The 25,423-nt window shown below is 58.7% G+C and carries 22 protein-coding genes; 12 read left to right on the top strand and 10 right to left on the bottom strand.

The window, feature by feature from the left end:
- Positions 1–6: 6 nt before the first annotated feature.
- From RGM3321_RS09345 to RGM3321_RS09325, 5 genes are all read right to left on the bottom strand, one after another.
- Positions 7–1,254 (bottom strand): ABC transporter permease, encoded by a 1,248-nt coding sequence (locus RGM3321_RS09345; RefSeq protein WP_244392783.1) that lies wholly within the window; start codon positions 1,252–1,254, stop codon positions 7–9.
- 77 nt (positions 1,255–1,331) lie between these two features.
- Positions 1,332–2,366: an ABC transporter substrate-binding protein gene (locus tag RGM3321_RS09340; protein ID WP_057403165.1), complete on the bottom strand. Its 1,035-nt coding sequence runs from the start codon at positions 2,364–2,366 to the stop codon at positions 1,332–1,334.
- 82 nt (positions 2,367–2,448) lie between these two features.
- Positions 2,449–3,573: an ABC transporter ATP-binding protein gene (locus tag RGM3321_RS09335; protein ID WP_005733265.1), complete on the bottom strand. Its 1,125-nt coding sequence runs from the start codon at positions 3,571–3,573 to the stop codon at positions 2,449–2,451.
- A 315-nt stretch (positions 3,574–3,888) separates the two neighbouring features.
- Positions 3,889–4,518 carry a response regulator transcription factor gene (locus RGM3321_RS09330; protein ID WP_244392782.1) on the bottom strand — a complete coding sequence of 210 codons (630 nt, stop codon included), beginning with the start codon at positions 4,516–4,518 and terminating at the stop codon, positions 3,889–3,891.
- A complete protein-coding gene (locus RGM3321_RS09325) occupies positions 4,515–6,563 on the bottom strand; it encodes a transporter substrate-binding domain-containing protein (RefSeq protein ID WP_244392781.1) in 2,049 nt (682 codons plus the stop codon). Before RGM3321_RS09325 ends, RGM3321_RS09330 begins: the two co-directional genes overlap by 4 nt.
- 78 nt (positions 6,564–6,641) lie before the next feature.
- Between RGM3321_RS09325 and RGM3321_RS09320 the strand changes: the two genes are divergently transcribed.
- Complete coding sequence (locus RGM3321_RS09320) at positions 6,642–7,628, top strand: alpha/beta hydrolase family protein (RefSeq protein WP_244392780.1); 987 nt, start codon at positions 6,642–6,644, stop codon at positions 7,626–7,628.
- A 33-nt stretch (positions 7,629–7,661) separates the two neighbouring features.
- On the opposite strand, the gene RGM3321_RS09315 is transcribed toward RGM3321_RS09320, so the two are convergent.
- From RGM3321_RS09315 to RGM3321_RS09305, 3 genes are all read right to left on the bottom strand, one after another.
- Positions 7,662–8,429: a TerB family tellurite resistance protein gene (locus RGM3321_RS09315; protein WP_244392779.1), complete on the bottom strand. Its 768-nt coding sequence runs from the start codon at positions 8,427–8,429 to the stop codon at positions 7,662–7,664.
- Positions 8,430–9,101: an N-acetylmuramate alpha-1-phosphate uridylyltransferase MurU gene (gene murU, locus RGM3321_RS09310; protein WP_244392778.1), complete on the bottom strand. Its 672-nt coding sequence runs from the start codon at positions 9,099–9,101 to the stop codon at positions 8,430–8,432. It lies immediately after the preceding gene.
- A 67-nt stretch (positions 9,102–9,168) separates the two neighbouring features.
- Positions 9,169–10,194: a phosphotransferase gene (locus RGM3321_RS09305; protein ID WP_244392777.1), complete on the bottom strand. Its 1,026-nt coding sequence runs from the start codon at positions 10,192–10,194 to the stop codon at positions 9,169–9,171.
- Between the two features lie 129 nt (positions 10,195–10,323).
- On the opposite strand from RGM3321_RS09305, the gene RGM3321_RS09300 reads away from it, so the two are divergent.
- From RGM3321_RS09300 to RGM3321_RS09250, 11 genes are all read left to right on the top strand, one after another.
- Entirely contained in the window at positions 10,324–13,104 is a 2,781-nt protein-coding gene (locus RGM3321_RS09300; RefSeq protein WP_244392776.1) for an LPS-assembly protein LptD, read from the top strand.
- A complete protein-coding gene (locus tag RGM3321_RS09295) occupies positions 13,085–14,407 on the top strand; it encodes a peptidylprolyl isomerase (RefSeq protein ID WP_244392775.1) in 1,323 nt (440 codons plus the stop codon). Before RGM3321_RS09300 ends, RGM3321_RS09295 begins: the two co-directional genes overlap by 20 nt.
- On the top strand, positions 14,404–15,393 hold the full coding sequence (gene pdxA, locus RGM3321_RS09290; RefSeq protein ID WP_244392774.1) for a 4-hydroxythreonine-4-phosphate dehydrogenase PdxA: 990 nt from the start codon (positions 14,404–14,406) through the stop codon (positions 15,391–15,393). The genes RGM3321_RS09295 and pdxA overlap by 4 nt, the downstream gene beginning before the upstream one ends.
- Positions 15,390–16,196 carry a 16S rRNA (adenine(1518)-N(6)/adenine(1519)-N(6))-dimethyltransferase RsmA gene (gene rsmA / locus RGM3321_RS09285; RefSeq protein WP_244392773.1) on the top strand — a complete coding sequence of 269 codons (807 nt, stop codon included), beginning with the start codon at positions 15,390–15,392 and terminating at the stop codon, positions 16,194–16,196. The genes pdxA and rsmA overlap by 4 nt, the downstream gene beginning before the upstream one ends.
- A gap of 113 nt (positions 16,197–16,309) precedes the next feature.
- Entirely contained in the window at positions 16,310–16,690 is a 381-nt protein-coding gene (apaG, locus tag RGM3321_RS09280; RefSeq protein WP_122270925.1) for a Co2+/Mg2+ efflux protein ApaG, read from the top strand.
- A complete protein-coding gene (locus RGM3321_RS09275; RefSeq protein WP_244392772.1) occupies positions 16,690–17,586 on the top strand; it encodes a symmetrical bis(5'-nucleosyl)-tetraphosphatase in 897 nt (298 codons plus the stop codon). Before apaG ends, RGM3321_RS09275 begins: the two co-directional genes overlap by 1 nt.
- Positions 17,583–17,903 carry a thiosulfate sulfurtransferase GlpE gene (gene glpE, locus RGM3321_RS09270; protein ID WP_244392771.1) on the top strand — a complete coding sequence of 107 codons (321 nt, stop codon included), beginning with the start codon at positions 17,583–17,585 and terminating at the stop codon, positions 17,901–17,903. Before RGM3321_RS09275 ends, glpE begins: the two co-directional genes overlap by 4 nt.
- A gap of 284 nt (positions 17,904–18,187) precedes the next feature.
- Complete coding sequence (locus tag RGM3321_RS09265) at positions 18,188–20,110, top strand: PrkA family serine protein kinase (RefSeq protein WP_002551885.1); 1,923 nt, start codon at positions 18,188–18,190, stop codon at positions 20,108–20,110.
- Between the two features lie 121 nt (positions 20,111–20,231).
- Positions 20,232–21,503, top strand: a complete 1,272-nt coding sequence (locus RGM3321_RS09260; RefSeq protein WP_002551884.1) for a YeaH/YhbH family protein — start codon at positions 20,232–20,234, stop codon at positions 21,501–21,503.
- On the top strand, positions 21,500–23,062 hold the full coding sequence (locus RGM3321_RS09255) for a SpoVR family protein (protein WP_244392770.1): 1,563 nt from the start codon (positions 21,500–21,502) through the stop codon (positions 23,060–23,062). Before RGM3321_RS09260 ends, RGM3321_RS09255 begins: the two co-directional genes overlap by 4 nt.
- A gap of 97 nt (positions 23,063–23,159) precedes the next feature.
- Positions 23,160–24,389: a multifunctional CCA addition/repair protein gene (locus tag RGM3321_RS09250; protein ID WP_244392769.1), complete on the top strand. Its 1,230-nt coding sequence runs from the start codon at positions 23,160–23,162 to the stop codon at positions 24,387–24,389.
- 96 nt (positions 24,390–24,485) lie between these two features.
- Here RGM3321_RS09250 and folK read toward each other — a convergent pair whose 3' ends face one another.
- A complete protein-coding gene (folK, locus tag RGM3321_RS09245) occupies positions 24,486–25,010 on the bottom strand; it encodes a 2-amino-4-hydroxy-6-hydroxymethyldihydropteridine diphosphokinase (RefSeq protein WP_244392768.1) in 525 nt (174 codons plus the stop codon).
- A complete protein-coding gene (gene folB / locus RGM3321_RS09240) occupies positions 25,001–25,354 on the bottom strand; it encodes a dihydroneopterin aldolase (protein ID WP_002551880.1) in 354 nt (117 codons plus the stop codon). Before folB ends, folK begins: the two co-directional genes overlap by 10 nt.
- Positions 25,355–25,423 lie beyond the last annotated feature (69 nt).

The raw sequence follows: 25,423 nt of genomic DNA, 5'->3' as shown, positions 1-25,423 counted from the left end.
CACTCCTCAGCTCAGACGCAGGCGGCTGGCGCCGACCAGCCAGCTATAAATCAGGTACAGCACGATGGTCGCCAACAGCAGTAACCCGCCGAGCGCGGTGGCCATGCCCCAGTTGATGCTGGTGTTGGTATAGAAGGCGACGAAGTAGCTGACCATCTGGTCGTTGGGGCTGCCCAGCAAGGCCGGGGTGATGTAGTAGCCGATCGACAGAATGAACACCAACAGACAGCCTGCACCGATCCCGGCGTAGGTCTGCGGGAAGTACACGCGCCAGAAACTGGTGAACGGATGGCAGCCAAGCGAAATGGCGGCACGCATGTAAGTCGGGGATATGTTTTTCATCACGCTGTAGATCGGCAGGATCATGAACGGCAGCATGATGTGCACCATCGAAATGTATACGCCCACCCGGTTGAAGACCAGTTCCAGCGGCTTGTCAATGATGCCCATCGCCAGCAACGCGCTGTTGATCAGACCGCTCGACTGCAGCAACACAATCCAGGCAGCCACCCGCACCAGAATCGAGGTCCAGAACGGCAACAGCACCAGAATCATCAGCAGGTTGCTCTGCCGCGCAGGCAGGCTGGCCAACAGGTAAGCCAGCGGATAAGCCAGCACCAGGCAGATCGCGGTAATCACCAGGCCCATCCAGAAGGTGCGGGCGAAGATATCCAGATAGATCGCCTGATCCGGCGTTGCAGGCGCGACTTCCCCAAGGTCGTCGATACGGTGGTCTACCGCCGCCAGCAGGTAATACGGGGTGATGCTGCTGGTGTTGCGGCGTACCGCCTGCCAATAGGCCGGGTCACCCCAGCGCTCGTCCAGCGCTTCGAGCGCTTCTTTGTAGGAGGCGGGTTCAGTCTTGAACGGCAACGCGCGAGCGGTCTTGCTCAGCAGGCTGCGATAACCGGCCAGCTCCATGTTCAGACGCTTGGACAAATCGCCCAGTGTGGAATTCTTGCGTGTTTCGGCCAGGTCCAGGCTCAACGCCTTGTAGACCGACTCGGGCGGCAGCCCTTTACCATCCCATTTCTGCACTTCGACCACAGTGGTCGGCAATGCGGCGACGACTTCAGGGTTGCCGACACTCTTGTAGAGCAGCGCAGCAATCGGCACCAAAAACACTAACAGCAGGAAAATCACCAGCGGAGCGATCAATGCCTGAGCCTTCCAGCGGTTGACCCGCTCGGCGCGAGCGAGACGTTGCTTCAAGTTAGGGCTGGCGCCTTCAGTCAAGGGCACGGCGATGGCCATAGCGAACTCCGGAATCTTTCAACGAGAGGACGCTCCCTACAGCAGGGAGCGCCCGGATCTGACGTGATGCAGCCTGATTACTTGGCAGCCCAGGCAGTGAAACGCTGCTCGAGGGATTCGCCGTTATCGGTCCAGAACGCCACGTTCATCTGTACCTGATCCTTGATGTTCTCAGGCGTGGTCGGCATGTTCTGCAGGGTTTCCTTGTCCAGCAGCTTGACCGCCTGGGTGTTGGCCGGGCCGTAGGCGATATTCTGCGAGTAGGTCTTCTGCTGCTCGGGGCTCAGCATGTAGGCGATGAATTTCTTCGCTGCCTCTGCGTTTTTCGAGCCCTTCGGAATGGCCCAGGCATCGAAGTCATATACGCCGCCGGTCCATACGACCTTGAGGTTGCTTTCCTTCTGCACAGCGGCGATCCGGCCGTTGTAGGCCGAGCTCATCACCACGTCACCGGAAGCGAGGTACTGCGGCGGCTGTGCGCCTGCTTCCCACCACTGAATGTTTGGCTTGAGTTCATCGAGCTTCTTGAACGCGCGGTCCTGGCCGTCTTTGCTGGCCAGCACTTTATAGACATCTTTCGGCGCAACGCCGTCGGCCATCAGGGCGAATTCCAGGGTGTACTTGGCGCCCTTACGCAGGCCGCGCTTGCCCGGGAATTTCTTGGTGTCCCAGAAATCGGCCCAGCCGTTTGGAGCAGTGGCGACCTTGTCGGCGTTGTAGGCCAGCACGGTGGACCAGACGAAGAAACCGGCACCGCAGGTGGTGATGGCGCCTGGCACGAAGTCAGCGGCATTGCCCAGCTGTTTCGGGTCCAGCTCTTCAAACATGTCCTCATCGCAACCACGGGCCAGTTCCGGCGATTCGACTTCTACCAGGTCCCAGGAAACGCTTTTGGTGTCGACCATGGTTTTGACCTTGGCCATTTCCCCGTTGTACTCACCGGCGATGATCTTGCCGTTGCCGGCCTTTTCCCACGGCGCGTAAAACGCCTTTTCCTGAGCGGCCTTGTTGGCACCGCCGAAGGAGATGACGGTCAGGTCGGTGGCTGCCATGGCCTGCGCGGCGCACATGAGGCCCAACGTGATGGCGGTGAACTTCAAAGACTTCAACATAGGTTCTTTTCTCCACGAGCAGTGTTGGTAAGCGATTGGGATGGGCGATCAGGTCGCCTCTGTTATTGCTTTTATCGGTAGATCAATGCACTTGCTGCAAGGGGTCGAGCGCGCGGACGTGCTCGACTTGCCAGCCGATCGGCACGACATCGCCCACGCTGAGCGTCGGGTCCAGTTCAGCAATCGGCTGTTTGACGAAGAAGTCGTTCTTGCCTGCTACCTCCAGGCGCACGCGAACGTGGTCGCCCAGGTAGATGAACTCAGCCACGCGGCCGGAAAAACGGTTTGCACAATTCTCGCTGCGACCATTGAGGTTGATGCGCTCAGGGCGGATCGACAGGGTCACCGGGCCACCAGGCTGGCCGACGTTGATCGCCAGCGCATGCACTTTCTCGCCGCGCTCAAGCTCAACCACACAACGGTCGCCATCCTGACTGACCAGACGTCCGTTCAGCCGATTGTTTTCGCCAATGAAATTGGCCACAAAGGTGTTCTTCGGCTCTTCGTACAGGCTACGTGGCGGTGCGATTTGCTGGATCTCGCCCTGATGGAAGACGGCGACCCGGTCGGACATGGTCAGGGCTTCACCCTGATCGTGGGTCACGTAGACCACGGTCACACCCAGACGCTGGTGCAGGTGTTTGATCTCCATCTGCATGTGCTCGCGCAGCTGCTTGTCGAGCGCGCCGAGCGGTTCGTCCATCAACACCAGCTGCGGTTCGAACACCAGCGCACGCGCCAGCGCCACACGCTGCTGCTGGCCACCGGACAACTGCGCCGGGTAGCGATGCGCAAAGGTGTCCAGCTGGACCATGCCCAGCGCCTTTTTAACTTTCTCGCCGACATCGGTCTTGCTCATCCCACGCACCGACAGCGGGAACGCCAGGTTCTCGGCCACGGTCATGTGTGGAAACAATGCGTAGTTCTGAAACACCATGCCGATGTCGCGTTTATGCGGCGGCACATTGTTGATGGCGCGCCCACCGAGGAGGATTTCACCGGCAGTCGGGGTTTCGAAACCGGCCAGCATCATCAGGCTGGTGGTCTTGCCGGAGCCGGAAGGCCCGAGCAGGGTCAGGAACTCACCTTTGCGAATGTCCAGGTTGAGGTCTTTGACGATCAGTGCTTCGCCGTCGTAGCTCTTCTGCACACCACGAAAGCTGACCAGAACATCATTTGCTCCAGCGCTTGTATCGACGTCGCTCATTACCCACACCTTTGTTTTGTCTGCGTGGGCTCAAGCCTAGAGCAGCCTGAATGCCCCGCAAATCGGCAGCCGGGAGAGATTCGCCTAAGCAGTCTGGAAGGTCAGTTGTAGGGATTGCCCTACAGAGATGGCGCGATTGGGCATGTCGGCCAGCCTGGTCGTTCCGCACGCTCCAGCGTGGGAATGCAGTGCGTGACGCTCTGCGTCACAAAAGAGGACGCGGAGCGTCCGGAACGGCATGCCGACGCGAAGCGTCGCACGATAGTTGTGAGTAGAGCACCGACCCGACACTCAACGGGAGTGTCGTTTTCAGACTCAGAGCAGTTTGTGCTCCATCGCATATTTGACGAGATCGGCCAGTGAGTTGAGTTTCATTTTCTGCATCAGCCGCGCCTTGTGGGTGCTGATGGTCTTGCTGCTCAGTGCCAGTTGCTGAGCGATGTCGTTGACGTTGGCACCGTGGGCCAGACGCTCGAATACCGAGAACTCGCGCTCCGACAACAATGAGTGCAAAGGTCGGCTATCGGTCAGGCCCACTTCAAAGACCATGCGGTCGGCCAGGTCCGGGTCGATATAGCGCCCGCCTGCCGCCACCCGACGAATTGCCGTCAGCAGCAGCGCCGGGTCGCTGTCCTTGGTGGCATAACCTGCGGCGCCGACTTTCAGCGCACGTGCCGCCATCTGCGCTTCATTGTGCATCGACAGCACAAGAATGGCGGGCGGACTGGCCAGTGCGCGAATCCTCGGAATCGCCTCAAGACCGTTGACGCCGGGCATGGAAATATCCAGCAAAACCACTTCGCAAGTCACATGACGCAAGGTTTCGAGCAACTGCTCGCCGTTGCTGGCCTCACCGACCACTTGCAGGTCTCTGGCCAGACCAATCAACTGCTTGATCCCTTCACGCACGATGGTGTGGTCTTCGGCTACCAAAACACGAATCACTGGCTTCGCTCCTGTGCGACGGGGTCCAACGGGATGTAGGCGCGCAAGGTTGTGCCCTCACCGGCCTCGCTGTCCAGTTCCAGTCTGCCGCCGAGCATCAGCACCCGCTCGCGCATGCCGACCAGACCGAATGAAACTACCCTGCCCGACTCGGTGACAAACCCCTGCCCGTCATCGGCGATACTCATGCACATCATGCCATCCTGCAACGTCAGGCTGATCTCTACCGTGTCCGCCTGTGCATGGCGCATTACATTGGTCAGGGCTTCCTGAAGAATCCGGAACATGCCTGTGGCCCTCGCATCGCTGAGTGCGGGGAGATTCTCAGGCACCTGAACCAGACAAGGGATTTGCGTGCGCGCCTCGAAACGGCGTGCCTGCCACTCGATGGCCGACGCAATGCCAGCGTCGAGAATAGGTGGCCGCAATGCCGTGGCAACATCACGCACCAGTTGAAACAATTGAGCGATAAGGCGCTTCATGCTGTCCAGTCGCTCACCAAGGCCAGGATCCAGATCACCATAGGCCAGCTCGCACATCGACGTTTCCAGCTTCAGCACCGTCAGCATCTGCCCCAGCTCGTCATGCACCTCGCGGGCAATACGCGCCTTCTCTTCTTCACGCACGCTTTCCAGGTGCGCCGACAATTCACGTAGCTGATCATGCGCGCGGCGTCGTTCGCTGACATCACTGAGAAACACCACCAGGTATTCCGCCTCACGAAAGCGCAGGAAGCTCAACGAGACATCGGTAGGCAAAAGGCTGCCATCAGCACGCAGACAATGGGTCTCGAACACCTGCGGGCTGTCTTCAAGGGAGCGCGCGTTCTTCCACAGATTGAGCCAGCGGTCCATATGCAGACCGGGCTCGAAATCAATCAGCGGGCGCTCAACCACCTGGCCCGGCGCGTAGCCGAGCATGGATTCCGCCGCCCGGTTGGCGTAACGCACACGACTGTCCCAGTTAACCCAAAGGATACCGACGGTGCTCTGGTCGATGGAGAATTGCGCCAGACGCAGCGCCTCCTCACCCTCGACGCGACGGGCGAGTTCTTCTCGCGCACACAGCAACTCCTGCTCCTGCGCCTGCTGCTGGCGACGCTGCCAGACCACGATCGCAAAACAGGCCAGCAGCATCACCAGCAGCAGAATGCACAGGTTTTTCCAGAGTTTGGTCGACTCGATGAAATGCGATGGGGTAAGTGGCATCCAGCGCGCGTGCAGTTGCTCCAGCTCTTTGGCAGGAATCGCGCGCAACGCTTCGCTGACGATGGCGGCCAGCTCCGGCATGTCACGGCGCGAAGCCACGCGCAACAATTGCGGCAGCCCGATATCCCCCACTACCGCCAGCCCGGCAAATTCCGGCTCGCGGAGCAGGCGGCTGAGCTGCGCTTCGTCCACCACGGCATAGCGTGCCTGCTGACTGAGCAGCAATTGCAGCGCCTGACGCTCCAGCGGCACGCCTTGCAGGTTCAGGTGCGGAAAATTGCTGCGCAGGTAATCGGCGGCAGGGCCTGGCATGCGTACCGCAACCCGCGAAAGGCTGTCGAGTTTCTCGAGGTCCACGGTAGTGCTGCCATCACGTTCGCCGATCAACAGTTGCGAAACACGCAGATACGGATCGGAAAACAACCACAGACGCAGGCCTGCCGGGGTCTGCATCAAGCCAGGCGCAACATCGATTTCGCCATTGGCCAGGGCCTTCTCAAGCGCCGCCTGATCAGGAAAGTTTCGCCACAGCAACTCGACCGGTAGCGTCGAGGCCAGCGCATTCATCAGGTCGACATTGGCTCCGGACAACTGCTGCAAGCGCTGATCGAACTGAGCATAAGGCGCACGCAATACCAGCCCCACCCGCAGCGGACCGTGCTGGCCGAGCCAGCTACGCTGTACTGAACTCAACTGCGCAGGTGCAGGCATTTGTGGCTCGTCAGCCTGCGTACTGGCCATCTGAACCATCAAGAGCAAAGCCAGGCAGCCGATAAAGCCGGTGCGCAGAAGACCAATCATCAATGTGTCGCTCTCGTGTGTTCGTATGACGGCCATATGCCGCGCAGGCTCAGGCCTGACAAAAGCCGATCAACCCATTAGGCTGCCGGGATAGTTTCTGGCTTGGAATATCCGATGTCCTACACCTTTCGCGCAACGTTTCCTGCATTGTTTCTGTCATTGGTCCTGCCTTGCGCACTGCCTGTACTCGCAGCCGACCCGGCCCCTTCCAAGGACGCTGCTGCCGAAGCGTCGGTAGAGCGGGCACCGCTGCTCAGCCGCTCGCAGGAAGACGCGATAGCGCTGGAGCGTCAATTGCCTCGCGAGGATCAGCAGCAGCTTCAGGCGGGTGGCGAAAGCTTTCTCGCCCTCTGGAAGCCCGCGAACAGTGACGAGCCCCAAGGCGCGGTGATCATTGTGCCTGGCGACGCCGAGTCACCGGACTGGCCGGATGCCGTCGGCCCGCTGCGACGCAAGTTTCCGGATGTCGGCTGGTCAAGCCTGAGCATCACCCTGCCGGATGCGATGGACAACAGCCTGGTGCCCCGCGAGCCCGACGCAGCCCCGACCGACGCGAACGCTGCAAAACCCAAGGAATCACCCAAGGACGCCACCGCGAAAGCGCAGGACCCGGCCGTTGAAGCAGAGGCGCTGGCTGCTGCCGCAACCGCAAAGGCAGCTGCCGACGAGGAACTCAACAAGGCTCAGGCCGAGCGCATCTTCGCGCGAATCGAAAGCGCGATCAGCTTTGCGCAGCAGAACAAGGCCCGCAGCATCGTATTGATCGGCCATAGCAGCGGCGCGTATTGGGCAGCCAGATTCCTCAATGAACGCACATCGCCTGCCGTGCAGAAGCTGGTGATGCTTGCCGCGCGCGAGCCGGTCAATGCTGCGCCTTCGCTGCTGGACATGGTGCCTCAGCTGAAAATAAAGACCGCCGACTTCATCTACAAAAACTCGCCGGACCAAGCCGCCAAAGCACGTCTGCAGGCCAGCAAACGCGCCAAAGGCCCCGGTTTTGCGCAGATAGGTCTGATCAATATCGTAGGCAATGAAGATACCGAGCAAGAACAACTGTTCCGCAGGGTTCGTGGCTGGATAGACGCCAAGGAAGAAAAATAAGCTTCACGCCGAGCGCCCGACGCACGAGCAGGCTCAGTTGAACCCGCGTCGGGCCTTCACCACCCGATAGGCGTTATGCAACTGGCTGGTCTTGTCGGTCGCCACCCGCACTTGCTGAGGGTTGGCACCCGAACCGGCAACCTTGTCAGGGTGATGCCGACTGAGCAGCCGGCGGTAGGCGCGCTTGATGCTCGACGGGTCGGTATCCGGTTTTATTCCCAGAAGCGTCATCGCACTTTTGTAGTCATCCCCGCTGCTGACCGGCGAACGCTTCATAGGGTCGTGATCGGCAGCCAGCGCCTCGACTTGTGGCCCTGTCCAACCCAGCCACATGCCCCATACCCCGATCAGCTCACGCTCGATCCGGGAAGCCTTGCCATCCGCCCAGGCCATGCGCCAGCAGGCACGCAACAACTCCTCGGCGGTGTCCGGCTGCCCGTGCAGGCCGCGCAAATAACTGCGCAGGCCGTCGGCACCATCACGACCACGCTTGAAGGCGTTGATGGCGCGCAACTGATCCGCTTCGTTCAGGTTCAGACGGCGCATTTCAGTACGGGCCTGATGGATATGACTGGCCAGGACACGTCCGTCACTCTTGGCCAGACGGCCCAGCAATACAAACAGCAGGCCATCCGCGGGTATCGCCGCGCGCCCGCCCAGACGCTCACGCAGGTGCGCCCAGCTCTGTAGCTTCAGGCGACGATCCAGCGCCTGCCCCAATAAAGCACCCAGCATCGCACCCGGGATGCTGGCAATTGCATAGCCAACACCCGCGCCGATCAATGTGCCAAACCAAAGCATTCAGCGAGTCTCCTCGAGCAACTGCTCGACTTCTGCCAGACGCTCGTGAGTACCGACATCGACCCAACGCCCTCTGTGGTGCTCACCCGTTACCAGGCCTTGATGCATGGCCTCACGCAACAACGGCGCGAGTTTGAACGCACCGGGCTCGCAGTTGGCAAACAACTGTGGATGCAGGATGGCGATACCGCTGTAGGTCAGCCGCTGGCCTGCCGAATCGTCATCGCGCACCTGACCGTCGACCAACGAGAAATCGCCAGCGGGATGATGTGCCGGGTTATCGACCAGTACCAGATGCGCGAGGCCGGGAAGCGGCACGCGCAATGCGCTGAAGTCATAGTCCGTCCAGATGTCCCCGTTGATCACCAAAAACGGCTCAACGCCCAGCAGTGGCAAGGCCCGATGAATCCCGCCCCCTGTCTCCAGCGGCTGGCCTTCGGGGGAATAACGGATGCTCAGGTCGAAACGCTGACCGTCGCCCAGATAATCCTCGATCTGCTGCCCCAACCAGGCATGGTTGATGACCAACTGGTGAAACCCGGCTGCGCGCAAGGCGTTAAGGTGGTACTCGATTAACGGCATCCCCCCGGCACGCACCAACGGTTTGGGCGTGTGCAGGGTCAACGGGCGCATTCGCTCGCCTTTACCGGCGGCGAGAATCATCGCTTTCATGCAGTCCTCTTCAACACAATCAGGTTTCTTTCAAAAAATGGCCGTTTTTCAGGCCGTCTCTGCCGTATCAGACAGCGCTCTCTACAGGTTGCTGCAGACTGGTGAGCAACTGCCCGAGCTGAGCCAGCTCGGGGCGACGCGACAAAACTGCCTCTATATAAGCGAAAAAGCGCGGAACGTCTTGCAGATAGCGCGGTTTTCCATCGCGGTGGCAGATGCGGGCAAAAATACCGATCACCTTCAGATGGCGCTGAACACCCATCAGATCACTAGCGCGCTCGAAGGCTGCAAAATCTTCCTGCACCGGGATACCGACGGCGCGAGCCTGATCCCAGTAGGTCCTGAGCCAGTCGCTGACGCGTTCTTGTGGCCAGCTCAGGAACGCGTCCTTGAACAGGCAGGTCACGTCATAGGTGACCGGGCCGTAGACAGCGTCCTGAAAATCCAGCACGCCTGGATTGGGCTCGCTGATCATCAGGTTTCGCGGCATGTAGTCGCGATGCACCAGCACTTTGGGCTGCGCCAGAGCGCTGTTGATCAACAACTCGCTGGCCTGCTGCCAATCGGTCAGTTGCGCCTCGTCCATCTCGACACCCAGGTGGCGCTTGACGTACCACTCGGGGAAAAGCTCCAGCTCACGACGCAGCAACGCGACGTCGTAGCTGGGCAGCGACGCGTCCATCGGCAGTTGCTGATAGGCCAGCAGCGCCTGGATTGCATCGGCGAACAAGGCATCGGCATTGTCAGCGTCAATCACATCAAGATAGGTCTGGCGGCCAAGATCATTGAGCAGCAAAAAGCCTTGCGTCATGTCTTCGGCATAAATTTCTGGAACATTAATGCCCGACTTTTTCAGTAAATGAGCGATATCCACAAACGGTTTGCAGTTTTCCTGCGGTGGTGGCGCGTCCATCACAATAAAAGTTCGGCCAGCGCCCTCCCAGCGAAAATAACGGCGAAAACTTGCGTCACTACTGGCCGCAGTCAATGTGGCCGGGGGTACAGCGCCCCAATTTTGTGCCGCAAACAGCGCTGGCAACTGCTCATCGAGCCAAACTTTCAGGGATTGCAGGCGTATATCTTGATCTGACATTACAAGGGTCTCCGACGGCGCTAGCCGTCAAGCGGGTCATGCTTTATTATCCGGAATCTTTTTCAGCCCATCGAGAGGCGTGCGGCCCCCCCGCGGGCAGATGGCGCGCAGGAAGCCCGGACTAATAAGATGGCATTGAAATCCCCCGCGTTTCGTAAAAAATTTCCGTTGCTCGTAACCGGCAGTCTGCTGGCGATGCAACCTCTGGCCACTCAGTTCGTGGTCGCCGCGGAACAGTATGACTGCTCAGTCTCTGCTTCGGGTGCCTGGAACTGTGCGCCGAAATCCAATGCTGCCGCAGTGGATCTGCCTCCGCGCCCCGTGCATGACACGACGTCGGTCAGTTCCAACGGCACAGTCACCTCGCAAAGCACCTCTTCGGGTGAGCAGGTTGCAGGTACGCAACTGGTTACCGAAGCCAAGGGCAAAGGTCTGCGGTCGCGTAGTGCTGACTACAGCCACCTTGATTGGGTTCCTCGCGAAAAGCTGACCGCAGCACAACTGGCCGAAACCGGCCCGTATTGCTCGGGTGCCTACGTCGAGCCGATACGCCCAGGCATGGACGACAAGACGCCGATGAAAGACGCGCCTATGTTCGTAGGTGCAAAGGCTTCGCGTTACGAACAGGAAGCGCAGGTCGCGACGCTGGCAGGTGATGTCGTGTTGCGCCAGGGCAGCATGCAGGTACAGGCTCAAGAAGCCGCACTCCATCAGGCCGAGAACCGTGGCGAGCTGAACGGCGATGTCCGTCTGCGAGACAACGGCGCGCTGATCGTCGGTGACAAGGCCGAGTTGCAACTCGATACCGGCGAAGCCCGTGTCGACAATGCCGAGTACGTCCTGCACAAGTCGAACATTCGCGGTAACGCCCTGTACGCCAAGCGTGCAGAGAACGCGATCATCCGGCTCAAGGACGGCACCTACACCTCGTGCGAGCCGAACAGCAACGCCTGGACGCTCAAAGGCAACAACATCACGTTGAACCCGGCCACCGGCTTCGGTACAGCGACCAACGTTACCCTGCGGGTCAAGGACATACCGGTTCTGTACACGCCGTATATCTACTTCCCGATCGACGACCGTCGTCAGTCCGGCTTCTTGCCGCCGACCATTGCGGCAGGCGGCGATAACGGTTTCACACTCGTTACTCCGTACTACTTCAACCTGGCACCGAACTACGACGCCACGTTGTACCCGCGTTACATGGCCGACCGCGGCCTGCTGATGGAAGGCGAGTTCCGCTACCTGACCAAAGGCAGCGAAGGCCAGTTTGGCGGCGCGTACCTGAACGACGAGAACGACGACCGCAAGCTGCAGTCGGACTACGACAAGACTCGCTGGATGATCAACTGGCAGCACAAGGGCGGGCTTGATACGCGCTGGCTTACTCAGGTCGATTACACCGACATCAGCGACCCGTATTACTTCCAGGATCTGGAAACCGATCAGATCGGCGTTAAAAGGACGGACTTCCTCAACCAGCAGGGCTCCCTGACCTACCGTGGCGACAGCTACTCGGCAGTGCTCAACGCCCAGGCTTACAAGCTGGCTACGGTTGCGAACGTTACGCCTTACAACCGCCTCCCGCAGTTGACGCTCAACGGTACGTTGCCTTACAACCCGGGCGGTCTGAAGTTCGATTATCAGACAGAAGCCGTCCGCTTCGAACGTGATCTGCGCAGCGGCGCGTTCATCGATGAAGATGGCAATTCAGAGACACGCCTGGACAACAACATCTCCGGCCTTGCCCGGGCAAACGGTGACCGCCTGAATCTGGCGCCGTCCGTCAGCCTGCCAATGAACTGGACCTATGGTTTCCTGACACCGAAACTCAAGTACGTCTACACCCAGTACGCATTGGACCTGGACAGTCAGGGCAAAAGCTCGCTTCTGGCTGGCGAGGAATACAGCAGCAGTCAAAGCCGCAGCGTGCCGATCTTCAGCGTCGACAGCGGCCTGTACTTCGACCGAAATACCAACTGGTTCGGCAAGGATTACCGTCAAACCCTGGAACCGCGCCTGTTCTATCTCTATGTACCCGAGAAAGACCAGACCGACATCCCGGTATTCGACACCAGCGAAAGCACATTCAATTATGCCTCGCTATTCCGTGACAACCGCTTCACTGGTTCCGACCGCATCGGCGACGAGAACAAGCTGTCGCTGGGTATCACCAACCGCTGGATTGAAAGCAACGGCTTTGAACGTCAACGCTTCAGCATCGGTCAGGCACTGTATTTCGAAGATCGCAAGGTGCAATTGCCTGGCGTGGTGTTTGCCGATCGTGATGATGCGCGCGCCAACGTTTCGCCTTATGCGCTGGAATACGAATACCGCTTCAACCGCGACTGGCGCTTCAACTCCGATTTCAACTGGGATCCGGACAGCAAGAGCACCCGTTCGGGCAGCGCAATGTTCCATTACCAGCCTGAAGACAACCCGAACAAGATCGTCAACCTCGGCTATCGCTATCGCAACGACCAGATTCGTTACGACGAAAGCACTGGCCGCTGGATCGTGGGCGGTGGCGACTACGGACGTCCGGGCGATGCCAACTACGTGAAGGACTACTACAAGATCCAGCAGCACGATTTCTCGGTCATCTGGCCAATCGTGCCGCAGTGGAGCCTGATCAGCCGCTGGCAGTATGACTACAACCGTGCGCGCACCATCGAAGCTTTCGGCGGGTTCGAGTACGACAACTGCTGCTGGAAAATGCGTCTGGTCAACCGCTACTGGGTCGATTACGACGAGTTCAGCCAGGCAGCGCCTCAGAACGAGAAAGGCGACCGCGGCATATTCCTACAAATCGTGTTGAAGGGGCTCGGCGGTGTAACTGGCGCCAAGGTAGACAGCTTCCTCGACAAAGGCATCCAAGGTTATCGTGAACGTGAAGACCAAGCTTTCTGATTGTCTGCGCCCGCTAATGCTGGGCGCGCTACTCCTGAGCGGTGCAGTGCATGCAGCGGTTCAACCTCTGGACAGTGTCGTGGCCATCGTCGACAACGACGTGATCATGAAAAGCCAGATGGACCAGCGTGTACGTGAGGTTCAGCAAACCATTGCCAAGCGCGGCTCTGGCGTACCTCCTGCGGAAGCTCTGCAATCGCAGGTTCTGGATCGTCTGATTCTGGAAAACCTGCAGCTGCAGATGGGCGAACGGTCAGGTATTCGTGTCTCCGATGACGAGCTGAATCAGGCCATTGGCACCATTGCCCAGCGCAACAACATGAGCGTGGAGCAGTTCCGCGCCGCACTGGCTCATGACGGCTTGTCCTATAACGATGCACGCGAGCAGGTGCGCCGGGAAATGATCATCAGCCGTGTGCGTCAGCGCCGGGTGGCCGAACGTATCCAGGTATCCCAGCAGGAAGTGAAAAACTTCCTCGCCTCCGATCAGGGCAAGGCTCAGTTGTCTGAAGAGTTCCACCTGGCCAACATTCTGATCGCAACGCCTGACAGCGCCTCTTCGGATGCAATCCAGGCCGCTGCGGTCAAAGCCAAGGGCATTTATGACCAGCTGAAGAAAGGTGCTGACTTCACCCGACTCGCAGCCACCACCTCCTCCAGCGAAAATGCACTGGAAGGCGGCGACATGGGCTGGCGCAAAGCTGCGCAACTGCCACCGCCGTTCGGTGACATGCTCAGCGCGATGCCTGTCGGCGACGTGACGCCTCCAGCGCGCACGCCGGGCGGTTTCATTATTCTCAAGTTACTGGAAAAACGTGGCGGCCAGGGGCAGGCACAAATGCGTGATGAAGTGCATGTGCGTCATATCCTGATCAAACCAAGCGAAATCCGTAACGAAGAAGAGACCAAGCGTCTTGCCGAAAAAATCTACGACCGCATCCAGAATGGCGAAGACTTCGCCGAACTGGCGAAAAGCTTTTCGGAAGATCCGGGTTCGGCACTCAATGGCGGCGATCTGAACTGGGTTGATCCAAACTCTCTGGTTCCGGAGTTCCGCCAGGTCATGAGCGAAACGCAACAAGGCGAATTGTCCAAACCGTTCAAGACCGCTTACGGCTGGCACGTTCTGGAAGTCCTCGGTCGCCGCTCTACGGACGCTACCGATCAGGCTCGTGAACAGCAGGCGTTGAACGTACTGCGTAACCGCAAGTACGACGAAGAGCTGCAAACCTGGCTGCGTCAGATCCGTGACGAAGCCTACGTTGAAATCAAACTCCCTGGCGCGACCCAGGCTGCACAGTGAAACCCAAGCGTTTCGCCCTGACACCCGGCGAGCCGGCCGGCATTGGTCCTGACCTTTGCCTGCTGCTCGCCACGCAGCCTCAGCCATACCCTCTGATCGCCATCACCAGCCGTGACCTGCTCCTTGAGCGGGCCGCGCAACTGGGTGTGGCGGTCAGTCTGCTTGATGTCACCCCTGATTCGCTTCCCGACCTGCCTGCGCCTGCCGGCAGCCTGTACGTCTGGGATACACCCCTGGCAGCTGCGGTAGAAACCGGTGTGCTGAACAAGGCCAACGCAGCGTTCGTGCTGCAAACACTGACTCGCGCTGGCCAAGGCTGTCTCGACGGGCTGTTCAGCGGGATGATTACTGCCCCGGTGCACAAAGGCGTCATCAACGACGGCGGTATCGCTTTTTCCGGACACACCGAATTTCTTGCCGAACTGACCCACACCGAACAGGTGGTGATGATGCTGGCGACCGGCGACCTGCGCGTGGCACTGGTGACCACGCACCTGCCGTTGCGCGAAGTGGCTGATGCCATAACCTCAGACCGACTGGAGCGCGTGACACGCATCCTGTATGCCGATCTGGTGAACAAGTTCGGCATTGCCCACCCGCGTATTCTGGTCTGCGGCCTCAACCCTCATGCCGGCGAAAGCGGGCATCTGGGCCGTGAGGAAATCGACATCATCGAACCGACTCTGGAGCGCCTGCGCAGCGAGGGCCTGGACTTACGCGGCCCACTGCCTGCCGACACTCTGTTTACCCCCAAATATCTGGAGCACTGCGACGCAGTGCTGGCGATGTACCACGACCAAGGCTTGCCCGTGCTGAAATACAAAGGTTTCGGCGCAGCAGTCAATGTGACGCTCGGCCTGCCAATCATCCGCACTTCTGTCGATCACGGCACGGCGCTGGATCTGGCTGGCAGCGCGAACATTGATACCGGCAGCCTGCACGTTGCACTGCAAACCGCCTACCAGATGGCCGAGACCCATTCATGACCGAGCAATACCAACACCGGGCGCGCAAGCGTTTCGGGCAGAACTTCCTGCACGACGCAGGCGTTATCGACAAAATCCTGCGCGCCATCCGTGCCAAACCTGAAGACCGGCTGCTGGAAATCGGACCGGGCCAGGGCGCACTCACCGAAGGACTGCTCAACAGCGGCGCACGGCTGGATGTGGTCGAGCTGGACAAGGACCTGATCCCGATCCTTACCAGCCAGTTCGGCAACAAGCCGAATTTCAACCTGCATCAGGGTGATGCACTGAAGTTCGACTTCAACAGCCTGGGCGCAGAACAGCGCAGCCTGCGTGTGGTGGGTAACCTGCCGTACAACATCTCGACGCCGTTGATTTTTCATCTATTGCAGAACGCCAGCCTGATCCGCGATATGCACTTCATGTTGCAGAAGGAAGTGGTCGAGCGCATGGCTGCAGGTCCCGGCGGCGGAGACTGGGGTCGCCTGTCGATAATGGTCCAGTACCATTGCCGCGTGGAACATCTGTTCAACGTCGGACCAGGGGCGTTCAACCCGCCGCCGAAAGTGGACTCGGCCATTGTGCGCCTCGTCCCTTACGAAACATTGCCGCACCCTGCCAAGGATCACCGCGTGCTGGAGCGCATCGTGCGTGAAGCGTTCAACCAGCGTCGCAAGACCTTGCGCAACACGCTCAAGCTGCTGTTGACCAGCGATGAGATCACCGCTTCCGGAGTAGACGGCAGCTTGCGCCCCGAGCAGCTCGACCTGGCTGCATTCGTTCGTCTGGCGGACACTCTCAGCGAAAAAGCTGTGACAGAGTGAACCCTGGGGACAAGTAAACGGCAGGCTCAGTCGTCATTTTCCGCTTACTTGTCCTAGACTGATCTACCTGCCGCACACGCCCTTTTTTCGTTATGGATTTCAAGGCCTATTGCATGCCCGATTCTCGTTACAAGGTCGACGTCAGCGTCGTCACACGCTTTCTCTCGGAACAGTCGCAACCCGAGCAGAACCGCTTCGCTTTCGCCTACACCATCACCGTGCACAATAACGGTGAATTGCCTGCCAGGCTGCTGTCGCGTCACTGGGTCATCACCGACGGCGACGGCCATGTCGAAGAAGTGCGCGGCGAGGGCGTGGTCGGTCAGCAACCGTTGATCAAGGTCGGCCAAAGCCATACCTACAGCAGCGGTACGGTAATGACCACCCGAGTGGGCAACATGCAGGGCTCTTATCAGATGCTGGCTGAAGACGGTAAACGCTTTGAGGCGGTCATAGAGCCCTTTCGTCTGGCCGTCCCGGGTTCGCTGCACTGATGGCGGTGTACGCCGTTGGTGACCTGCAAGGTTGCCTTGAACCTCTGCAATGCCTGCTTGAGCACGTCCACTTCAACCCCGAGCATGATCGGCTTTGGCTGGTGGGCGACCTGGTCAACCGTGGTCCGCAATCGCTGGAAACACTTCGCTACCTGTACGGCCTCCGTGAATCGCTGGTGTGCGTGCTGGGCAATCATGACCTGCACCTGCTTGCCGTCGCCCGTAAACACGAACTGCTCAAAAAAGGCGATACGCTGCGCGAAATCCTTGAAGCGCCGGACCGTGACGAATTGCTCGGCTGGGTGCGTCGGCAAAAGCTGATGCACTACGATGCAGAACGCAACGTAGCCATGGTGCATGCGGGTATCGCGCCGCAGTGGTCGCTGAAAAAGGCCTTGAAGCACGCAGCCGAAGTCGAGCATGCACTTCAGGACGACCAGCTGTATGGCGCTTTTCTCGACGGCATGTACGGCAACGAGCCGGCCAAGTGGGACAACGACCTGCAAGGCGTCACGCGCTTGCGGGTGATTACCAACTACTTCACCCGTATGCGCTTCTGCACCAGCGACGGCAAGCTCGACCTGAAGAGCAAGGAAGGCGTTGAAACCGCGATACCTGGCTATGCGCCCTGGTTCAGCCACCAGAAACGCAAGACCCGTGAGCTGAAAATCATTTTTGGCCACTGGGCGGCGCTTGAGGGTCGTTGCAACGAGCCGGGCGTCTTTGCCCTCGACAGCGGATGTGTCTGGGGCGGTTCGATGACATTGCTTAACGTTGATACCCTTGAACGTCACCAATGCAATTGCGATGCTGTCGGCCACGCCGCCAACGGGCTTGTTACAAGCGCACAGGCCGGCACCGCCACTAACCCCCAGGCTCAGGAGCCCAGGCAATGACCGAATTCAAACGTATCCCACCTGAACAGGCACAGGCGCTGCGCGAGCAAGGCGCCGTGCTGGTCGATGTTCGTGATGCGCAGACTTTTCAAAGCAATCACATTCCTGACTCCGTGCATCTGGACAATCACTCGATTGCCGACTTCATCGCCAAGGCCGATCTGGACAAGCCGCTGGTCGTTGTCTGCTACCACGGCAACTCCAGCCAGAGCGCTGCAGCTTATCTGGTCGGCCAAGGTTTCTCCGATGTGTACAGCGTTGACGGTGGTTTCGAGCTGTGGCGCGCCACTTACCCGCAAGAAACCGTGCAAGGCTGATAGAAAATATTTTTATGACAGCTGATCCCGCGTTCTACGCGGGCTCGCGAGCCATCTGACGAACGGTCACCCCGTCTTCTCGCGCATCCCTTCTTTATCTTTCCGAATCCGAACTATCCTTAGCCTAGGCCATCCGTATTCAGGGGAGAGCCGGTACACCGGCGCGTGGGTCATCGGTAGTTACTTTTAGGGTGTTCTGGGGGGAAACAGCAGCCGCATTGTGGTTGCTGCCAGCATCGACTGACGATCCGCCGCCGGCTCCACGTATCGAGCGAGGTGACGTCATGAGTATATTCAGCCACTTCCAACAACGCTTCGAAAGCACACGGCAAGAAGAGCTCTCGCTACAGGAGTATCTGGAGCTCTGCAAACAGGATCGCAGCGCCTACGCCTCTGCAGCAGAACGTCTTCTGCTGGCCATTGGCGAACCCGAACTGGTGGATACCTCCACCAACTCCAGGCTCTCGCGAATATTCTCCAACAAGGTGATACGCCGCTATCCTGCCTTTGCCGACTTCCACGGAATGGAAGAATGCATCGACCAGATCGTTTCGTATTTCCGCCATGCCGCCCAAGGCCTGGAAGAGAAGAAGCAAATCCTTTACCTGCTCGGCCCGGTGGGCGGTGGTAAATCGTCCCTGGCTGAAAAGCTCAAGCAACTGATCGAAAGAGTCCCGTTCTACGCCATCAAGGGCTCGCCAGTCTTCGAGTCGCCTCTGGGCCTGTTCAACGCCACTGAGGACGGCGCGATTCTGGAAGAAGACTTCGGAATTCCGCGACGCTACCTGAGCACCATCATGTCGCCGTGGGCGACCAAACGCCTGGCCGAGTTCGGTGGCGACATCAGCCAGTTCAAGGTTGTGAAGCTCTATCCTTCGATTCTCAACCAGATCGCCGTAGCGAAAACCGAGCCCGGCGACGAAAACAATCAGGATATTTCCGCGCTGGTCGGCAAGGTCGATATCCGTAAACTGGAAGAATTCCCACAGAACGACGCCGACGCCTACAGCTACTCGGGCGCACTGTGCCGGGCCAACCAGGGCCTGATGGAATTCGTCGAGATGTTCAAGGCACCGATCAAGGTCCTTCACCCGTTACTGACCGCGACCCAGGAAGGTAACTACAACAGCACCGAGGGGCTGGGAGCCATCCCGTTCACAGGGATTCTGCTGGCGCACTCCAACGAATCGGAATGGCACAGCTTCCGCAACAACAAGAACAACGAAGCCTTCATCGACCGTATCTACATCGTGAAGGTGCCGTACTGCCTGCGTGTCAGCGACGAGATCAAGATTTACGACAAGCTGCTGTTCAACAGCTCGCTGTCCAAAGCGCATTGCGCGCCTGACACCTTGAAGATGCTCGCGCAGTTCACCACGCTGTCGCGCCTCAAAGAGCCTGACAACTCCAACATCTACTCCAAGATGCGCGTGTATGACGGCGAAAACCTGAAAGATACCGACCCCAAAGCCAAGTCGATCCAGGAATACCGCGACAGTGCGGGCGTCGATGAAGGCATGAACGGTCTCTCTACCCGCTTCGCGTTCAAGATTCTGTCCAAAGTCTTCAATTTCGATCCACACGAAATTGCTGCCAACCCGGTGCACCTGCTGTACGTACTGGAACAGCAAATCGAACAGGAGCAATTCCCGGCAGAGACGCGTGAACGCTACCTGCGCTTCATCAAGGAATACCTGGCACCCCGCTACATCGAGTTCATCGGCAAGGAGATCCAGACGGCGTACCTGGAATCCTACAGCGAGTACGGTCAGAACATTTTCGACCGCTACGTGCTGTATGCAGACTTCTGGATTCAGGATCAGGAATACCGCGACCCGGAAACCGGCGAGATTCTCAACCGCGTAGCCTTGAACGAGGAACTGGAAAAGATCGAAAAACCGGCCGGCATCAGCAACCCGAAAGATTTCCGCAACGAAATCGTCAACTTCGTGCTGCGTGCCCGCGCCAACAACAACGGCAAGAACCCGACCTGGCTCAGCTACGAGAAGCTGCGCGTGGTGATCGAGAAGAAAATGTTCTCCAACACCGAGGACCTCCTGCCCGTCATCAGCTTCAATGCCAAGGCCAGCAAGGAGGATCAGCAGAAGCACAACGACTTCGTCACACGAATGGTCGAGAGGGGCTACACGGACAAGCAGGTACGTCTGCTGTCCGAATGGTATCTGCGCGTGCGGAAATCGCAATAAAGCAGCTGCAAGCTTCAAGCTATCAGCTGCAGGCGAAAAGCGATCGAGGCCCGGCTCCGGGATCGATGGCGCGCTCGCTTGCAGCTTGAAGCTTACAACTTGAAGCTCCCCGGAGGAGCCTATGAGCTATGTGATCGACCGACGTCTCAACGGCAAGAACAAGAGCACGGTAAACCGTCAGCGATTTCTGCGGCGTTACCGTGACCACATTAAAAAGGCAGTGGAGGAAGCGGTCAGCCGGCGCTCCATTACTGACATGGAACACGGCGAGCAGATCAGTATTCCCGGACGCGATATTGACGAGCCGGTGTTGCATCACGGTCGTGGCGGCAAACAGACCGTTGTTCATCCAGGCAACAAGGAGTTCACCACCGGCGAGCACATTGCCCGCCCTCAAGGCGGCGGTGGCGGCAAAGGGCCTGGCAAGGCAGGCAACTCCGGCGAAGGCATGGATGAGTTCTCGTTTCAGATTACTCAGGAAGAGTTTCTCGAGTTCATGTTCGAAGACCTGGAGCTGCCGAACCTGGTCAAGCGCAACCTGACCGGTACCGATACCTTCAAGACCGTGCGCGCAGGGATCAGCAACGAAGGCAACCCTTCACGCATCAACATCATCCGCACCCTGCGCTCGGCGCATGCGCGACGCATTGCGCTGTCCGGCAGCAGCCGGGCAAAACTCAAAGAGGCAACTGTCGAGCTTGAGCGTATGAAGCGCGAAGAGCCCGACAACTTCGGCGATATTCAGGAACTGGAAGTAGAAATCGATCGACTGAAAGCACGTATTCGTCGCGTACCGTACCTCGACACGTTCGACCTCAAGTACAACCTGCTGGTCAAACAACCCAACCCAAGCTCCAAAGCGGTCATGTTTTGTCTGATGGACGTCTCCGGCTCCATGACTCAGGCGACCAAAGACATCGCCAAACGCTTCTTCATACTGCTGTACCTGTTTCTCAAGCGTAATTACGACAAGATCGACGTTGTGTTCATTCGCCACCACACCAGCGCCCGTGAAGTAGACGAAGAAGAGTTTTTCTATTCTCGGGAAACCGGCGGCACCATCGTTTCCAGCGCATTGAAACTGATGCAGGAGATCATGGCCGAACGCTACCCAAGCAGCGACTGGAATATTTACGCAGCACAGGCTTCGGACGGAGACAACTGGAACGACGATTCGCCCATTTGCCGGGAAATCCTGACCAAACAGATCATGCCCTTCGTGCAGTACTACACGTACGTGGAAATCACGCCGCGTGAGCACCAGGCCTTGTGGTACGAATACGAGCGTATCGGTGAAGACTACGCCGACACGTTCGCCCAGCAGCAGCTAGTCTCTGCCGGTGATATCTATCCGGTATTCCGCGAACTCTTCCAGCGAAGGTTAGTGTCATGACCGCCAGAGAGCAGAAGCGTCAACCCCTTTCCACGGGGTCAGAGTGGACATTTGAACTGATCCGGGCCTACGACCGTGAGATCGGCAGAATTGCCGAGCGGTATGCTCTGGACACCTATCCCAACCAGATTGAGGTGATTACTGCCGAACAGATGATGGATGCCTATGCATCGGTGGGCATGCCCTTGGGCTACCATCACTGGTCATACGGCAAGCACTTCCTCAGCACTGAAAAATCCTATTCGCGTGGCCAGATGGGGCTGGCATACGAGATAGTGATCAACTCGGACCCTTGCATTGCCTACCTGATGGAAGAAAACACCATCTGCATGCAGGCGCTAGTCGTTGCGCACGCCTGCTATGGCCACAACAGCTTCTTCAAGGGCAATTACCTGTTCCGCACCTGGACCGATGCCAGCTCGATCATTGATTATCTGGTGTTCGCAAAGCAGTACATCATGCAATGCGAGGAACGGCATGGCATCGACGCCGTGGAAGATTTGCTCGACTCGTGCCACGCGCTGATGAACTACGGCGTGGACCGCTACAAGCGTCCGTATCCGATTTCCGCCGAAGAGGAACGGCGGCGTCAGAAGGATCGGGAAGAACATCTTCAGCGGCAGATCAACGATCTTTGGCGCACTATTCCGAAGAACGCCGAAAAAGGCAGCAAGGAGGACAACGCACGCTTTCCTGCCGAGCCGCAGGAAAACATCCTCTATTTCATCGAGAAACACGCACCGCTGCTGGAGCCCTGGCAGCGCGAAGTGGTGCGTATCGTGCGCAAGATCGCGCAGTACTTTTATCCACAGCGCCAGACCCAGGTGATGAACGAAGGCTGGGCAACGTTCTGGCATTACACGCTGATGAACGACCTGTACGACGAAGGCCTGGTCACCGACGGCTTCATGATGGAATTCCTGCAATCGCATACCAGCGTTGTCTATCAGCCCGGTTTCGATAGCCCCTACTACAGCGGCATCAACCCTTACACCCTCGGGTTTGCGATGTATCAGGACATCAGAAGGATGTGCGAGCACCCAACGGATGAAGACCGACAGTGGTTTCCGGAAATCGCCGGGACCGACTGGTTAACCGCGATCAAGTTTGCGATGAGCAGCTTCAAGGATGAAAGTTTCATCCTGCAGTACCTGTCACCCAAGGTGATTCGCGACCTCAAGCTGTTCAGCATCATGGACGACGACCAGCAGGAAGACCTGCTGGTGCCGGCTATCCATGATGAAAACGGTTATCGGACTATTCGCGAGATCCTCGCTGCGCAATACAACCTGGGCAACCGGGAGCCCAACGTGCAGATCTACAGCATCGACCGCCGAGGCGACCGCTCGCTGACCCTGCGCCACCAACAGCACAATCGAAAACCGCTGGGCGATTCGACAGACGAGGTGCTCAAGCACCTGCACCGGCTGTGGGGCTTTGATATCCATCTGGAAACCCTGCAGGGCGATCAGGTGGTCAAGACTCATCACGTACCTCCAAAAGGCGAGCATGCCGACAGTGAGTATCCCCGGCTTGATATGGCGGTCGTTCACCTTTAGGCGCTAGGGAAAAGGCTGCTTAAACGGCTGCTCATGCAGCTTTAGCCTCCGCAAGCACGGCACAAGGTTTATCCTGTCGCGCTTACGGAGGCTTTTTATGCAGATTTATAAAGTGGGCGGTGCTGTACGCGACCGCCTCCTGGGTCAACCTGTCACTGATATCGATTGGGTCGTGGTCGGCGCGAGCACTGAGGACATGCTGGTCAAGGGCTATCGCCCGGTCGGCACAGACTTCCCGGTGTTTCTGCACCCGCTGACCAACGAGGAATACGCGCTGGCGCGCACCGAGCGCAAAAGCGGCGTGGGCTATGGAGGCTTTGTTTTTCATGCAAGCCCCGAGGTAACGCTTGAGCAGGACTTGATTCGGCGCGACCTGACGATCAATGCCATGGCCGAAGACAAGGACGGTAACCTGACCGATCCATATAACGGCCAGAAAGACCTTGAAGCGCGAGTATTGCGCCACGTTTCCCCCGCGTTCGCCGAAGATCCACTCAGGGTCCTGCGTGTGGCCCGGTTCGCAGCGCGCTACGCAAGTTACGGTTTCACCATCGCACCCGAGACCTTGGGGCTGATGCGCCAGCTCAGTGAATCCGGCGAACTCAAGGCGCTGACCGCCGAACGAAGCTGGAAAGAAATCTCACGCGCCCTGATGGAGGAACAGCCTCAGGTGTTCATCCAGGTACTGCACGATTGCGGCGCACTCAAGGAACTGATGCCCGAGGTCGAAGCGCTGTTTGGTGTACCGCAGCCCGCTGCACATCACCCGGAAATAGACACCGGCGTACATGTCCTCAGCGTGCTTGAGCAATCTGCGATTCACAAACACCCGCTGACCGTACGCTGGGCCTGTCTGCTGCACGATCTGGGCAAGGGGCTGACGCCGGAAGCCGAATGGCCCAGGCACATTGCCCATGAACATACCGGCCTACGCCTGATTAAAGCGGTCAACGAGCGTTTTCGGGTGCCCAGGGAATGCCAGGAACTGGCACTGCTGGTCGGCCAATACCACACCCACGGCCATCGGGCGCTGGAACTGAAACCCTCGACCTTGCTGGAGATGCTGCAAAGTTTCGACGTCTACCGCCGCCCGCAGCGTTTTGAAGAGTTCATTGCGGCGTGCGAGATGGACGCTCGAGGACGTCACGGCTTCGAACAACGCAGTTATCCACAGGCTGATTACCTGCGCGGTGCAGCACAGACCGCTCGAACGGTGTCAGTACAGCCGCTGCTGGAGAAGGGCTTCAAGGGCAAGGAGCTGGGCGACGCGCTAAAGAACGAACGCCTCAAGGCGCTGAAAATCTACAAGGCGGAGCATGTCGCCTGACTCTAACTGACTATTATCGCTCCCACGCTCCAGCGTGGGAGCGCAGCCCTGGACGCTCTGCGTCCGATCTTCAGCACCCGAGAATCACGAACCCACTCAGCTACGCAGCAGACTCTCAGGCGTAAGACCCACGCCGCGCCACTCAAACGCTACCGGCCAGAGCTGCTGATCGATCTGCGCGTCAGCCCAAAGCTTGCTGAAGGCAATACCCACACCCGGATGCAGGCGTTCAGGGGCAATCAATGCCAATGGGCACAGCACGAACGCATTCTTCAGAATCTCCGCTCTCGGCAAAATCAAACCGTCGAAATTGCCGACCTGCTCACCATACAACAGCACATCGATATCCAGCGGCAACCCTTTGCGATCCGGGGCATAACGGCCATTGTCCGCTTCGATGAGTTTCAGGCGGCGATCCAGCTCCATCAACGGCAGGTCGGTCAGCGCCGACACCACCAGATTGAAGAATGGCCCGCTCTTGATGCCCACCGCATGGCTTTCAAAAACCGGCGAGCAACTGAGGTCAGTCAAAAAGCCATCCAGCGCATCCAGCCCGGCATGCAGATGACGCTCGCGCTCGATATTGCTCCCCAGGCCGAGGAAAATCCGCGTCAGCGACATCCGCGCTCGATCTCCACGCCCACACCGGCAGCGGCCGCTACGGCACCCGGCTTGGTCAGCTTCAGACGCAGCCAGGGAATATTGAATTCGCTCATCAGCACTTCAGCCAGTCGCTCGGCGAAGGTCTCTACCAGCTGGAACTGCGCCTGCTCGGCGAACGCCTGAATACGCGTCGAGACACTGGCGTAGTCGAGGGCCTTGCTCAGGTCGTCGCCTGCCGCTGCAGGGCGATTGTCCCAGGCGAAGCTGAGGTCCAGACGCAGGCACTGGCGAATGCCGCGCTCCCAGTCATAGGCGCCGATGACCGTATCAACCTCAAGGCCCTCGATGAAAACTCTGTCCAAGCACTACTCTCCACTGCACGACAAGGGCGCGATGCGCCGTTAGAATCAGGGCATCCTCGCCCGGAATGG

It is taken from the genome of Pseudomonas sp. RGM 3321 (genome assembly GCF_022836805.1).
Lineage (GTDB): Bacteria > Pseudomonadota > Gammaproteobacteria > Pseudomonadales > Pseudomonadaceae > Aquipseudomonas.
Note: the sequence above shows the minus strand (reverse complement) of the source record. Positions and strands in the feature narration are given on the sequence as shown.